Source organism: Paenibacillus antibioticophila (genome assembly GCF_000455265.1).
In the GTDB taxonomy this organism is placed as follows: domain Bacteria; phylum Bacillota; class Bacilli; order Paenibacillales; family Paenibacillaceae; genus Fontibacillus; species Fontibacillus antibioticophila.
In genome coordinates this window covers 566,899-580,984 of the sequence record NZ_HG005140.1, presented here as the reverse complement: position 1 = coordinate 580,984, position 14,086 = coordinate 566,899, and the positions used below count along the sequence as shown (strand labels likewise).

11 protein-coding genes are annotated in these 14,086 nt (G+C 43.1%); 10 read left to right on the top strand and 1 reads right to left on the bottom strand.

Annotation, left to right across the window (positions count from 1 at the left end):
* Nucleotides 1–177: 177 nt before the first annotated feature.
* From TX85_RS16435 to TX85_RS16415, 5 genes are all read left to right on the top strand, one after another.
* Nucleotides 178–984 (top strand): hypothetical protein, encoded by an 807-nt coding sequence (locus TX85_RS16435; RefSeq protein WP_044480620.1) that lies wholly within the window; start codon nt 178–180, stop codon nt 982–984.
* 50 nt (nt 985–1,034) lie between these two features.
* Nucleotides 1,035–3,248, top strand: a complete 2,214-nt coding sequence (locus TX85_RS16430) for an MrcB family domain-containing protein (RefSeq protein WP_044480619.1) — start codon at nt 1,035–1,037, stop codon at nt 3,246–3,248.
* On the top strand, nt 3,220–5,601 hold the full coding sequence (locus TX85_RS16425; RefSeq protein WP_044480618.1) for a restriction endonuclease-like protein: 2,382 nt from the start codon (nt 3,220–3,222) through the stop codon (nt 5,599–5,601). Before TX85_RS16430 ends, TX85_RS16425 begins: the two co-directional genes overlap by 29 nt.
* Nucleotides 5,602–5,777: 176 nt before the next feature.
* On the top strand, nt 5,778–6,044 hold the full coding sequence (locus TX85_RS16420) for a DUF6809 family protein (protein ID WP_044480617.1): 267 nt from the start codon (nt 5,778–5,780) through the stop codon (nt 6,042–6,044).
* 155 nt (nt 6,045–6,199) lie between these two features.
* Nucleotides 6,200–7,648 (top strand): FAD-dependent oxidoreductase, encoded by a 1,449-nt coding sequence (locus tag TX85_RS16415; RefSeq protein WP_044480616.1) that lies wholly within the window; start codon nt 6,200–6,202, stop codon nt 7,646–7,648.
* A 137-nt stretch (nt 7,649–7,785) separates the two neighbouring features.
* Here the strand turns inward: TX85_RS16415 and TX85_RS16410 are convergent, their stop codons facing one another.
* Entirely contained in the window at nt 7,786–9,693 is a 1,908-nt protein-coding gene (locus tag TX85_RS16410) for a BglG family transcription antiterminator (protein ID WP_044480615.1), read from the bottom strand.
* A gap of 141 nt (nt 9,694–9,834) precedes the next feature.
* On the opposite strand from TX85_RS16410, the gene TX85_RS16405 reads away from it, so the two are divergent.
* From TX85_RS16405 to TX85_RS16385, 5 genes are all read left to right on the top strand, one after another.
* Nucleotides 9,835–10,161 carry a PTS sugar transporter subunit IIB gene (locus TX85_RS16405; protein WP_044480614.1) on the top strand — a complete coding sequence of 109 codons (327 nt, stop codon included), beginning with the start codon at nt 9,835–9,837 and terminating at the stop codon, nt 10,159–10,161.
* A 14-nt stretch (nt 10,162–10,175) separates the two neighbouring features.
* Nucleotides 10,176–11,405, top strand: a complete 1,230-nt coding sequence (locus tag TX85_RS16400; protein ID WP_044480613.1) for a PTS sugar transporter subunit IIC — start codon at nt 10,176–10,178, stop codon at nt 11,403–11,405.
* A gap of 205 nt (nt 11,406–11,610) precedes the next feature.
* Nucleotides 11,611–11,958 (top strand): PTS lactose/cellobiose transporter subunit IIA, encoded by a 348-nt coding sequence (locus TX85_RS16395; protein WP_044480611.1) that lies wholly within the window; start codon nt 11,611–11,613, stop codon nt 11,956–11,958.
* Between the two features lie 29 nt (nt 11,959–11,987).
* Nucleotides 11,988–13,427 (top strand): glycoside hydrolase family 1 protein, encoded by a 1,440-nt coding sequence (locus tag TX85_RS16390; protein WP_044480609.1) that lies wholly within the window; start codon nt 11,988–11,990, stop codon nt 13,425–13,427.
* Entirely contained in the window at nt 13,424–14,086 is a 663-nt protein-coding gene (locus TX85_RS16385; RefSeq protein WP_081671776.1) for a membrane protein, read from the top strand. Before TX85_RS16390 ends, TX85_RS16385 begins: the two co-directional genes overlap by 4 nt.

The window sequence follows — 14,086 nt, the reverse complement described above, 5'->3', positions numbered from 1 at the left end:
TTATTCGGACACAGAATAATGAACCTCAGTGCTCTCTTATTATATATACGAAAGTTATTGGAGTATGACTCTACTATAAGAAGAGATAAAATAAAACTGCTAATATTAGGGGGAAGCAAGAGGTCTATAAACTTCTCGGAAGTTTTATATAACTTTATTTAATTGGAGGGCTATAATTTGTCTGGTAATTTGATGCTATTACTTTCTCAAGTTGGACTCGGAGCAAAATATATTAGTATCGCATCCGTTGCAATTGGGCTAATAGCAATAATTTTTAAAACGCAACCACTTACTTTATTAACTTCAACAAAAATAGAAAAGGTTTATTTTAGTAAAGAGAAGAATTTTTTGGTGGGAATGGGTAATATCATTGTTCTATCTAATGTAGCCTTTTTATTTTCTATTCTACTTACATGGGTCTTTTTTATACTTGAAGTTGATGGGGGATTTTTGAATATTTCCTTCATTATTTATGTATTAGCATTGATAATGAGCGGGTACTTTACTTTTCTAAAGAAGAAAGGATGCGAGAAAGAGAGACGAAATAGGATACTTTCATTTGCTTCATTATTTATAGCTTTTTTGCAACTATATTCTATATTTCCTGTTACCCTCTCGGATGCTCTGAAAAAAGAAGAATTGTTTTTAGATAATGCAAAGCAAAATATCTATTTGATATTGTTTTTATGTTTAGGTATGTTTATTGTTAATACTGTTTTCACAATATTTTCTAAGGGGATATTTGAACATTATAGATCTATTTGGAGAGATTATTCAAAAGAAGTATTTTATATAATTAATGAAGACAGTAAAAAAAGATGGTATATCTATCATTTAATCGACAGAAATAATATGCTTCTCGGAGACAGTATAGACATCAAGAAAGCGGCAATTTTTAAAATCCTATCAAAAGAGGAGCTATTTAAACAAGAGGTATTTACATATAGAATTCCTAAAAAACAAGTAGTTGAGTATTCAATTTAATTGTTACATTCACGAGTAAACTAATCTACTAAAATCCCGGAGGGCAAAGCATGTCACTTCCAGTCGAATTTGCAAATATATTCCGCACAAAACAGAAATCTTACAAAATGGTACTTGTACTTGCTATGATTGACATTTGGCGGGAAACCCACGATAGGATGCTAAAAGTTGATGACGTGGCACAAAGGTTTCTGACCTATTACCAATATAGAGAGACTAATAATCTTATTGTGGACGCACCTCCACCGAAAGTATCATCACAGTGGGCGTCTATGAATATTTCACAAATAAGATCCATTCTTGACACTCCAATAGAAGCGCTTCGTTCGATTGTTATTAAACAATCTGGTGGGGCCTATTTGACATTCGCTGATAAAGTATGGTCTCAAGGCACAGAAGTATTGTCAGAGCTTCAGGATTACGCGAACCAAGAATTAGATTTGTATTATACTCAGCTTGAACCTAGGTATGAATTCTCTCTTAAGGATGGTTTAGATCAAATCTTACGTACATATATTGGGGCTAAATCCGAGCCGATTGCTAATCATCCTCTAGGTGATCTATTCAGGGAAAAGCTACCTGAACAGCTTAACTCACTTTCTTTCGTTTCTGAGCATATTCGAATTAATGGTTCAGTCGGAAAGGGGAATTGGGCAACGGTGCCTTGGATAGCACTCATGGATACCCGAATAACAAAATCCACTCAGTATGGTGAATACATTGTTTATCTTTTTGCAGAGGATATGAGCGCGGTTTACTTGACCTTTAATCAAGGAGTTACTAAGCCGATTAAAGATCGAGGAAGAAGAGGTGGATATGAGTATTTACATCAAAAGGTGCTTGATCTAAGGAGCGACCTGTCTTTTGAGGGTTTTTCTACGGATGAAGATATTCATTTGACAGCGGCTGGCTTGGGGCGAGATTACCAAGTTTCTACGGTCGCATATAAGAGGTACGATGCATCTAATATTCCGAGTGATGATCAATTAATCGCTGATTTAGAGCAACTTATGACTACATATCGGAAGTATGTTGATAGATTGGTTGGAGCAGATGAGGTAACTGAGCCAGAATTCCCTTTAGAATTGGTGGAAGAGATTATGGATGAGGCAGTTCGTGAGCAGCTTGATAGTATAAAAGCATACATAAAACATAAGGGATTCGCATATACACCAGGGTTGATCGAAAACTTCTACCTCTCCCTAAAAACCAAACCCTTTGTTATCCTAGCAGGCGTTTCGGGAACGGGGAAAACAAAGCTGATCAAACTCTTTGCTGAGGCTGTGGGTGCTACTACGGATAATGGTCAATTTACGCTAATTCCTGTCCGGCCGGATTGGAGCGATCCATCGGATCTAATAGGCTATAGTGATTTGTCAGGGAAATTCCGCCCGGGCCAGGTAACTAAAGTGCTATTGAAGGCATCAAGAAACCGGAGTAGACCTTATTTCATCTGCCTTGATGAGATGAATTTAGCTAGGGTGGAGCATTATTTCAGCGATATCCTCAGCATTCTCGAGACCCAGAAGTGGGAAGACGAGAGTATTGTAACTGACCCGGTCATTCAAGAAGATTCCCTTATGCAGGGTGAAGATCAACGGACATATGGCAATCTGTCAATTCCTGAGAATGTATATTTGATCGGAACGGTCAATATGGATGAGACGACTCATCCGTTTAGTAAAAAGGTGCTCGACCGTGCAAATACGATAGAGTTCAATGATATCTATTTAGCTCAGTTTCCCGATGAGGAGCCAGGAATGGAGCTTAGCTCAGCACCTACTCCGAATCAGTTCCTTAGAAGTGACTATCTTCAGCTTGTGGATGCATTCAATGCGGATACCAAAGCCCTAATCACGAAGACAACCCATTCCCTAGTACAAATTAATAATATTCTAGAGGAGATTCATGCTCATGTAGGGTTCCGAATTCGGGATGCGGTATGTTTTTATATGCTCTATAATCAGAGATTTAGCTTGTGTTCTGAGGAAGAAGCGTTTGATCGTCAATTACTCCAAAAAATACTGCCGCGAATTCAAGGTAGCAGTGTATCAATCAAAAAAGTTCTTTTAAAATTGTTGAAGGAGTGCGTGGTTGCAACATTTGCTGAAAATGACTATTTGGAGGATTTAGGCTCTTTATTCGAGGGAACTAAGCTCAATCGAATGATAAGTGAGGCTAAGTATCCGCTAAGTGCAAGAAAAATCGCTTCGATGTTACGGAGGCTTGAGGAAGATGGGTTCACCTCTTACTGGTTATCATAATGCCCCGATTGAGCTGCTACGAATAGAGACTAATCTGTTTGATCTCTATATCAAAGGGAAACCGTTTCATCCCACCGTTGAGACTTTACAGCTTCATCGTCAGGAGGGGGGTGTATGGTCTGATGCCCATTTTCATGTGGAAGCTCCCTTTTCGAAACTGGAGATACAATCGATACAAGTGTTTTCTCATCAGACATCAGGCCTCCAAGCTTGGAAGCCTGGCGATCCGGCAGGGCCTTTGTTTTTCGAAACGCAGGCTTATGAACTTGTTGTGGAAAAAGAGTCGGAACTCCCCATTGCCTTTTTCCATGAAAATGTAAACCTACGGCAGGCAATAAAGGCCTTGGGTAAGAAGGGGAGAATCTTGTCAGGTGTGCTTAACTTTGGAAATGATGTAGGTCTGTCGGAGCTAGAATTTCGCCTGCATGGCGAGGTCATCTTCAGGCTGCAGCTCGAAGTATTCCCTTCCAAAATGGATTACAAGCGTGATTACGAAGTGATTTTGCGGGAGGTTAATGATCAGATATACAATCTGTCTTTTGACTTTCTTCGCAAGACGTTTCATCTCACAGGGTTAAGGGAAACGCGGCACCAGAGTCTGACGGAGTTTTTTACGATATTACAGCAGGCTTTTGGGCAGCTTACCCAGGGGATCGATCGCATCAAAAATGCGCCGCATTACAAAATGCGCCGTGAATCTCATCTGGTAGAGGCCTCTAGAGCGAAGCGGGTAGGGAAGGAGAACATTGCTTTTTTGCGAAAAAGACCGGAGCTTTTTGCTCAGGGACAACAGCTACCTACTCATGTGCTTGAAGCTAAGCGATATATGGACTTTGATACAGCGGAGAACCGCTTCGTTCGCTGGGCATTAGTACGAATTTCTTCAAAGTTAAATGAACTCAGAAAGTATGTTGTGAAAAAGAAAAATCCAGATCCCCTATTGCTCAAAAAAATTGACCTGATGAACACGCAGTTACAACGACTATTGAAGCAAGACTTTTTAGATGTTGGGGATATGAAACGGATTTCTTTGACGCTCGTACTGCAAATGGCTCCGGGATATCGAGAAGTATACCGGATCTATCTCTTACTCATGAAGGGTCTTTCGATCCAAGGGGACTTATTCCGCTTATCTATGAAGGACATGGCACAGCTATACGAGTATTGGTGTTTCTTGAAGATCCACGAATTATTGCAGCGAAAATATGAGTTAATTAGTCAAGACTTTATCAAACTGAATCGAAATAGTCTTTTTGTTACGCTAAATCAAAGCAAAAAGGCAAAGATCGTCTATCGTAATCCGCGTAATGGCGAGATATTTACCCTGTATTACAACTCCCTACCTACCGGGGATGGTGATTCTACCTTAAAACAAAGGCCTGATAATGTACTGGCATTAAAAAAGAATGATGCTGCTATTGAGTATAAATATGTCTTTGATGCAAAATATCGTCTGAATCCAGCCTATGAAGGGACCCCTTATGGGAAGAAGTACAATCAACCCGGTCCGGAGGAAGACGATATTAACACGATGCACCGTTATCGGGATGCGATTGTGTACAAGGATAAACATAACGGTGAGTATGAACGGAGTATGTTCGGGGCGTATGTGCTTTTTCCATATTCTGATGAGGAGAAGTTTAAGGAGCATCCTTTATATAAAAGCATTCAGTTAGTCAACATTGGGGCAATTCCGTTTCTACCGAACGCAACAAATCTTATGGAACAACTTCTTGACGAAATGATTCAAGATAGTCCAGAAAAAGCATACGAACGTTCCACTCGTCCACGCGGGACAAAGGAATATTACTATAATAAATATGTTGGGAAAAATGTTCTTGTCGGCTCGGTGAGGGGACCGGCTCAGTTAAATGTAGCTTTGGAACATGCTTTCTATCATATGCCCCTTAAAAATCTTGCAGACCACAAGCTTTTAACCCAAATCGAGTATATTGCAATGTGTCAGTCACGTGGAAAGTTCCTAGGATCAAAAAATAGAGGTATTCACTGGTTTGGAAAAGTTATAGACTGGAAGGTCGTTAGGAGAAGTGAGATCACGGAACGACCCGCTCGACCTGGGACGGAGGAGGACCTATATGTTAGATTTACGATTGAGCGTTGGCAGCAGCGGGACAAGCCTATTGCTTTAGGGGGTCAAAGGATACTTACTTGTCTGTATACAAGTAAGTACATGTTTGATAGGGCTAGTGAAATTGCGGAGTTGAAGCTGGAAAATGAAGAAGACTTAAGATTATGGCGTGAAGCTCGAAGGATCGGTAAGGTCAAAGTGCAGTTAGATCATGAACATGTGGATTTGGCAGAATCGGTATTGGGGATTCGGGTGGAGGACTGAATTTTACTGCCCTAATCTGCCCTAATCTGCCCTAATTCAATAGTGAATAACAAAATCAATTTTCAAGGCACCTACCAGGTGCCTTTTTTGTCTTCACATACAAGCTATACGCATTCACGTACCACATGGCAACTCTATTTTCGGTATACTTTTAAGAAAAGTACGGAGGTCTCCCCATGCCCAATTTCCTCGAATCTTTATACTACGGCGAGCTCATTCCTAATGAAGCCAATGTCCCCCGTGATCCGCAATACCGCCAGCTATGCAGACAAGTGTCCGAGTCCATGGATTCGTGGAAAGGAAAGCTCTCCGTCGATGAGTTTCGCGAGCTGGAGGAATTGTTTGAGCTTTATCAGAAGCTTCAGAGCATGGAACTGGCGGCATCCTTTTCGCAGGGATTTCGGCTGGGGGCACGGATGGTAGTTGAAGTGTACGTTGAGTGATGGAACGATCATCCATCTATTCATGAATAGTACTCACGGGGATTGCCCTATACATAGGGGATCCCCTTTTTATACAAATCCTCCCTGTTAAAATCCCCCTTTTCCACCGATAATATAGGTGAACCAATTATCCATAGGGAGTGGAAAAGACGTTGATGGGAATGAAAAAGATTTCAAGGTACGTGGTGTTGCTGCTGGTTATGGCGCTGTTTGTGCAGGTGCCTGGTATTTCTCTGGCGGCAAAGGGGGAGGCTTCGGCCAAAGCCTCCGGTGATGGGGTTCTTCATTATGATGTGGTCATTATCGGCAGTGAGCTTCAGGGTGTGCTTCTGGCCAGGTCCGCCCGCGATCAGGGGCTGAATGTTCTAATTCTTGACCCTCGCAGCAAGCCGGGCGGTGAGCTGATTCAGGGTCAGATGATTGTGCTGGACGAGCCCAATGACAATAAGGGACGCAGCCTGGTTCAAGGGGCGTTGAAGCCGCTGTATGCCGATTATAAAGCAGGAAATGTTCGCAGGCTGGCTTCGTTTGAGAAATTTTATCAGAATCTGATCCAGGGCATTCCGCTGAAAAGCGGCATCACCATTGAGTCCGTGAAGACTCAGGGAGAGGGCAGCAAGAAGACGGTGAAATCGCTGACCTACAAGAACAGACTCGGTAACCCATTTACGGTTGAGGCTGAATACTGGGTGGAGAATACGGACTTTAATGCGCTGACCGGCAAGCTTGGGGAGAGCCGTATTCCGGGAATGGAGAGTATCTATGACGGGCAGAAGCCCGATTATATGGCCGCTACATATATGCTGAATTTTAAAAATGTGAATTGGAACAAGCTGCATCAGGCTGTGCTGGAGGATTATCCGCTGACCAATGTGCGCAAGAAGTACGGCGCCAACACTTATGTGGATTGGAATTTTGCAGCCGGGTTCAGCAACATCACGTACAATTATAAGCCGCAGGACAAGCTGTTTATGCTGCGGGGACTCAATGCAACGTATCAGAAGGACGGCGATGTCGTGATCAACGCACTGCTCGTGTACGATGTCGATCCTTCGGATCTGAAGTCGGTGGAGAACGCAGTGAGCAAGGCGAAGAAGGAAGCGCCGTATATCCTTACATTTATGCAGAAGAATATCCCTGGCTTTGAAAAAGCCAAATTGGGCGAGCTTCCAGAGTACTTGTACATCCGGGATTTCAACCGTTATGAGACGAAATATGTGCTGGATTACCCGGACCTGATGTCGAGCCGGATGTTCTGGGATAACGTTACGATTGGCGGGTACGCCGTTGACCTGCAGGCCACTCGGGCTGTCACGAAGGGCATCGGCTACGGCAAGCCGGATCGCTACGGGATTCCGCTGCGTTCCTTCATGCTGAAGTCGTATGACAATGTCCTTGTCGCGGGCAAGAATGTCGGAGCAACCATCAAGGCCTATGGCAGTGCGCGAATCGTGCCGACGACGGCTCTGGCCGGTCAGACGATCGGCATTATTCTAGGCCGGGAGCTGAAGCAAGGCAGACGTCTGGACGAGCTGACCCAAGCCGACTTCAAGCGGATTCATCAGTATTTGGAGAAGGATTACAAGATCGTCGTGAGTAAGTAAGGCGCACCATGAAAAAAACCATCCCTTCCGGGATGGTTTTCTTCATGCCCTTTATCCTAAACTCCAGCGGCACAGGCGGAGGGGGGACGTTCCGACCCCGGAACGGTATCACGGATCCGAAATCGTATTGTTAAGGCTTATTCCCAGCAGTCCATGAGCTGATTGATAAAACTTTCAAATTGATTAACCGATGACAAGAGATTCACGTTTTTATCGTCCGTCAATATGGTGGCGAGTGCATCGAATACATCGCGGAATATTTTTCGATCCTCTCCGCTGACGGTGATTAGCATAACAATTTTCACGGTAGAGTGATCCCATGTGATGCCGTTCGGATTCAAATAAATGAACATACCCGTTTTCCGGGATTCCATTTTAATGGCATGAGGAATAGCCACTTGTCCGAACGCGGTGGAGGATATCGCTTCCCGTTCCATAATTTTCGTATAAAAATCCTCGTCCGTATAACCATCCTGATTCATAATCTGACAGATATACTGTAAAACCTCTTCTTTCTCAGTCCTTGCTGTTGAACTGCAGAAATGTCTTTCGTCTAAAAAGTATTTCAGGTGGGTCTTAAATTGTTTTTTCTTCTTCTGTTCTTTTAATTCAAAGATTTTGTCCGACACTTTCTCCCGATCACTTTCGATAAAAAACGGGGTAATCACGACATAAGGTATTTCCGGAATCTTGTGCAATTGGGCGGAAGAAATAATAAAATCACTAGTTGCATGATTCAGATCGCTCTCATCCGTAACAATCGAATGAATCGAAATATCATCCCCGAAGTACTGCTGTAATTTATTGATAATCTGCACATTCATATTGTAGTAAAGCGGGAACAGCACCGTGCATGAAATTTTTATATTCGATTGCCGCTGCAGATCGATAGCATACCCCAGGTGAAAGGCTAGATAAGCGATTTCATCGTCACTGATGCTAAACCCCGTTTCCTCCTTAATCACATGGGAGGCGTGTACGGCGCAGTCATAAATCAGCGGACATTCTCTTTTGATGGTATTCGTTAGCGGATTTTTTGTTGAATGGTTGTTCTTTAACCGCATTAACAGGTTCTTAATATGCAGGGTAAAGCGGGTAATAAAATCGGAATCAGCAATATTGATATAGTAATACTTGTCCAAATCGGTGGCTATTTTACTAACCAGATCGATACAAGCTTTCCCGGCGATATTCTCCAGGTCGCTTACTTCAATTTGCGTAAAGTTAACATTGGTTCCATTGCACAAAATTAAGATGGCTAGATCAGCAATCTCCTCTTCTGTATAGGTGACATGAAAATACGATTCCAATTTAAAAGCGATCTCTTTAGCAATCGAATAGACGGTGCTGTCAACGTTATAATTTACGGTTTTATTTAAAAACTGAAAGTCATGCTTCATTCTGTCCAGTGCGATGGTGATATGAATAATCACATTCGTCAAATAATAATCATTCGTAAAAAAGTGATGGGCGGAAAAGCTTTCAACGACAACCTCCCGAATGTAATCGACATTTAACTCTTTATAAAGCCCTTTTATTTTATCAATGTCAATAAAGCTGCCGTTGGCCTCCTCATATAAAATACTGCTCATCAGCTTTCGCTTATCCTTTTCCGCTCCCTGCAGCCTAATATGCTCCTTGCTCAATTGTAACTCCAGGTTTTTCTTGGCGAGCTTTTCTTTGATCAACTTCAAATCAAGCCTAAGCGTTGAGTCGCTGATAAACAGCGCATCGCTCAGATCGTAAATAAAAATCGGGTCATTGGTTTGAATCAATTTCTTTATTATATATGCCGTTCTCTCAGACTGGGTTTGAGGGATAGCTTCTTGTTCACTTGCCAAAAACTTATTTACTTTATCCGTATCCACCTTATAACCTTTGTTCGAGGATCGGATTAACCCGTGGTGGATAGCATTAATCTCACTGATATAGGATTTGATGCTGCGTTTGGACACACCGCATTCATCAGCCAAGCTTTGCGATGAAATCCAATCGCTGCTATTTTCAGTCAGGTAATGAATCAGATCGATATACTGCGCTTTCATCTTCATCCCTCGCTTTAAAATATTGCACCTCAGGGGTGCAGTTTTTTATTTGAGCCCGTTTTGGGGTTTGTATTATAGTTTGGTTGTAATAAAGATAGCGCTGTCAAAACATTATAAATAAAAGTAGGGAGGATTACTACCATGGGAAGCTCAAACGAAGTGTTAGACGTATTGCTAGTCTGTGGCTCGGGAGCAAGCTCCGGCTTTATGGCTGCTAATATTCGCAAGGCGGCTAAAATGAGAAACCTCAACATGGATATTAAAGCCAGAGGAGAAGCGGAGATTGAAAATTATATCCATGATATCGATGCTTTGTTAGTCGGTCCTCACTTGGCTTATATCGTTGATGATATCGAAGAGTTAACAAGAGGCACAGACGTCAAGGTGCTCTTAATGAAGCCTTCTTATTATTCCACGTTAGACGGGGAAGCCGCTTTAAATGATTTACTGAGTGAATTGAAAATTTAAAGGGGATAGAAGAGATGAACAAATTACTGGAATGGTTGAAAAACGACTTTTCTCCCAAAATGAACAAAGTTAACAATAATGTATGGGTGGTCACACTTAAGGATTCTGTCATGCAATTATTGCCGTTTATTTTGTTAGGATCTGTATTTTGTCTCCTGACTATACCTGGAGATGTGTATCAGATCCCAAACTATCCTAACTTCTGGGTACCGTTTGGATGGACGATGGGGATGCTCTCCTTGCTGGTAGCTTTCCTGATTCCGTTCAATTTAATGGAAAAGAAAAAGCTGAGAAAACAGCGGTTTATTGCCGGATGCACCGGTTTGATTACCTTCTTGATTATCGTTACTCCTCAAGTCGTAAAGGACGGTACGATTGGTTTTTCTCATAGTTCTTTAGGTACCGGCGGTATGTTCGTTGCTATCATCGCTGCGGTCTTTACCGGCTATATCATGAGCCTGTTCGGAAAGTTCTCCTTTTTCAAAGAGGATTCCGTCATCCCGGATTTTGTCAGATCATGGTTCGATTCCATGCTTCCTATTGGTATAACCATCGTTGTGGCCTGGGTGCTGGTCGATCTCGTTCATATTGATATTTACAATATTATTCTAAGCATATTCATGCCGTTGGCCAGTGTCATGGAGACGCCTTGGGGCTTTATGTTGATTATGTTCGTTTATTGCTTCCTGTATTCTATGGGGATTTCAAGCTGGGTGCTGACCCCTGTCACCAAGCCGATCCTTCTGGCGGCCATTACCGCAAACGCTACCATGGGAGCGCATAATCTGGTCACCTCCGAGACGATCTATTCGGCATACCTGTGGGTCGGCGGTATAGGCTGTACGCTGCCGCTGGTGATTATGCATATGTTCTCCAAAAGCGCCAAGCTCAAAGCGCTGGGACGTGCCTGCTTTGTACCTTCTATTTTTAATATCAACGAGCCCTTGGTATTCGGTTCTATTGCATGGAACCCCATTATGATGCTGCCGATGTGGCTTATCGGTTTAGTCTTACCCTTGATCGTTTGGATCGGAGCCAAAGTCATTCACTTTGCCCCCATCCCGAAGGTTGTGTTCGATATGTGGTATGCTCCGTTTCCGATTTCCACATGGATTACAACGGGAACCGTTACAGGCATCATTTTGATGTTGATCTGTGTCGCGGTAGCCACGCTGATTTGGTATCCATTTTTCAAAACCTATGAAAAGCAGGAGCTTGAAAAAGAAGTACCGCAAACCAATTAAACTATTCATTCGAGTTCAAAAAGTCAGGTTTTCAGCACCGAGAAGGTTGGGTGAAGCCAGGGTCTGAGTAGCGGAGCGTAGGCAAACCTTCGTGAGCAACGGAAGGCCCGGCTGAATTCAAGATTCGACGTCGAGTCTACTTCCTGATCTACTTCGTGATCAAAAGATGACTTTTTGAACAACCTCTATAAAGGAGATTTATATTATGACTTCAGAACTAGTAGCTCAAAATGCGATGCAAATTATTTTACATGCAGGGGAAGCAAGAAAGCATTGTACGGATGCCTTAAAGGATATTGAAAAAAGCGATTTTGACAGTGCTAAGGAGAAGATGAAGTTAGCCAACGCGGAAATTGTCACCGCTCACCGCGTGCAGACGAATTGCATTCAGAAAGAGACGGAGGGGGAACAAGGAGAGTACTCGGTTTTGTTTGCCCATGCTCAAGACACGCTCATGACGGTTTATAGCGAAATCAATATTGCCAAGCGGTTAATTGATATTTTCGAGAGCTTTAATCACCGTTTGGCCCAACTGGAAATGATCAAAAAATAAGCGATTGATAAAGAAAGGAAGTATTCAAAATGAAAAACATCCCAGCAGGTTTTCCGGCCGACTTTTTATGGGGAGGAGCTATCGCCGCCAATCAGGCTGAAGGCGCTTATGATGTTGACGGAAAAGGTTTAAGCGTAGCGGATATTAATGAATTTACGGATAAAGTTGCTTTAGATAAAAAGTACAATTTGGAACTGACCACGGACTATGTGAAGGAAGCGATGCAAAGCGAGGATCGCGTTTTTCCGAAACGCTGGGGCATTGATTTCTATCACACTTATAGAGAAGACTTAAAGCTGCTCAGCGAGCTTGGACTCAAAACGTTCCGCACCTCGATCAACTGGACCCGCATTTTTCCGAATGGCGACGAAGCGGAGCCCAATGAAGAAGGGTTGAAATTTTACGATAATCTGATCGACGAGATTATTGCGAACGGCATGGAGCCGATGATCACCTTGTCCCATTACGAAATGCCGCTGCATTTGACCCTGGCCTACAAAGGGTGGTACTCCAGGGAAATGATCGATTTTTTCGTCCGCTTTAGTCAGGTCATACTGGATCGCTATCATCATAAAGTAAAATACTGGATTATCGTTAATCAAATCAATTTAATTGTTCACGAATCCTTCAACCATCTGGGCATTGCGGAAGATGTAGTGGATGATTTAACCTCCGCCAAATATCAAGGTGTGCATCATGAATTTGTGGCTTGCGGACTGGTCACGAAGTATGCCAAGAGCCTGGATTCGGATCTGCAAATCGGGATGATGCTCTGCGGGGGACCGGCTTATCCGGCGACCTGCAAACCGGAAGACGTATTCGCCACCGTTCGCAATAATCAAATGGAGTACTTCTTCTCCGACGTGTTGCTGCGCGGATATTATCCCGGTTATGCGTTCCGCTATTTTCACGACAACGGGATTACCGTTGAATTTGCGGAGGGTGACGAGGAAGCATTGAAGCATACGGCTGACTTTATGTCATTCTCCTATTACTACACTCGGATTGTCGATGAAGAGAGCATGAAGAACAAGACAGGTCCTTACCGCAATACCGAGCTTCCGGCCAATCCTTGGGGATGGACGATTGATCCGATCGGTCTGCGTACTTTCCTCAACCTGTTCTATGACCGGTACCAGTGTCCGATTTATATCACGGAGAACGGGATCGGCTACCATGACCAGTTGGAAGACGACGATACCATCCATGATCCTTATCGGGTGGACTATTACCGGGCTCATATCGAGCAAATGAAAGAAGCCATCAAGGATGGAGTCGATCTCAGAGGCTACTATGCATGGGGGCCGATTGATATCGTGAGCTGCTCCTCTTCGGAAATGAGTAAACGCTACGGATTTATTTATGTGGATCAGGATGATTACGGCAAGGGCAGCCAAAAACGCCTCCGGAAGGACAGCTTTTACTGGATGCAAAAAGTAATCGCTACTAATGGAGAAGACTTGGATTGAGGCTGCGCAATCTCCCGGCCCTTGTAAAATTTGGCGGGCGTTTGATGATTGTGGTCGTTGCCACGTTGTTAAGCGCCCTAGCCGTCAATTTATTTATCGCGTGCAATATCGGGTCCGATACACTGACGGTTTTGTTGGATGGGCTGCATAAAAGCCTCGGAGTCAGCGTCGGTTTTGCAAGCTCCAGCTTAAGTATTATCTTTCTTGCCGCGGGTCTGTTGCTAAATCGTAAAGCAATCGGGTTTTCTTCCGTCATGTATACCTTTTTGATAGGGCCGCTGATTAATTGGGTTCATCCGTTTATTGCCAGTATGGAGCTGGCGGAGCTGATGTTCTTCAATAAAGTTATTATCGTTATCCTGGCTAACATCTGTTTCTCCATGACCTATGTGTTGCTGATGAATTTTGGCAATGGCATGTATGCCTTAGATGCAATTTTACGATATACGGAGTCAAAGTTCAGAATCAGGTATGACCTTGGCAGAATGGGTGTGGACGCGATCTTTTTAACTGCGGGATTCTTATTAGGCGGGGTCGTGGGCGTGGGAACAGTGATCGCCCTTGCAATCACCGGACCGGGAACTATGCTGCTCGAAAAGTTATTGCTCAAGTTTAAAGCAATTTATAAGTTGAACTTTAAAAAGATAAATAATCTCTAG

Bases quoted from the DNA above. Each gene is read 5' to 3' on its own strand.
- TX85_RS16430 (WP_044480619.1), top strand. From the start codon at position 1,035: ATGTCACTTCCAGTCGAATTTGCAAATATATTCCGCACAAAACAGAAA.
- TX85_RS16425 (WP_044480618.1), top strand. From the start codon at position 3,220: ATGGGTTCACCTCTTACTGGTTATCATAATGCCCCGATTGAGCTGCTA.
- TX85_RS16420 (WP_044480617.1), top strand. From the start codon at position 5,778: ATGCCCAATTTCCTCGAATCTTTATACTACGGCGAGCTCATTCCTAAT.
- TX85_RS16415 (WP_044480616.1), top strand. From the start codon at position 6,200: ATGGGAATGAAAAAGATTTCAAGGTACGTGGTGTTGCTGCTGGTTATG.
- TX85_RS16400 (WP_044480613.1), top strand. From the start codon at position 10,176: ATGAACAAATTACTGGAATGGTTGAAAAACGACTTTTCTCCCAAAATG.
- TX85_RS16390 (WP_044480609.1), top strand. From the start codon at position 11,988: ATGAAAAACATCCCAGCAGGTTTTCCGGCCGACTTTTTATGGGGAGGA.
- TX85_RS16395 (WP_044480611.1), top strand. From the start codon at position 11,611: ATGACTTCAGAACTAGTAGCTCAAAATGCGATGCAAATTATTTTACAT.
- TX85_RS16405 (WP_044480614.1), top strand. From the start codon at position 9,835: ATGGGAAGCTCAAACGAAGTGTTAGACGTATTGCTAGTCTGTGGCTCG.
- TX85_RS16410 (WP_044480615.1), bottom strand. From the start codon at position 9,693: ATGAAAGCGCAGTATATCGATCTGATTCATTACCTGACTGAAAATAGC.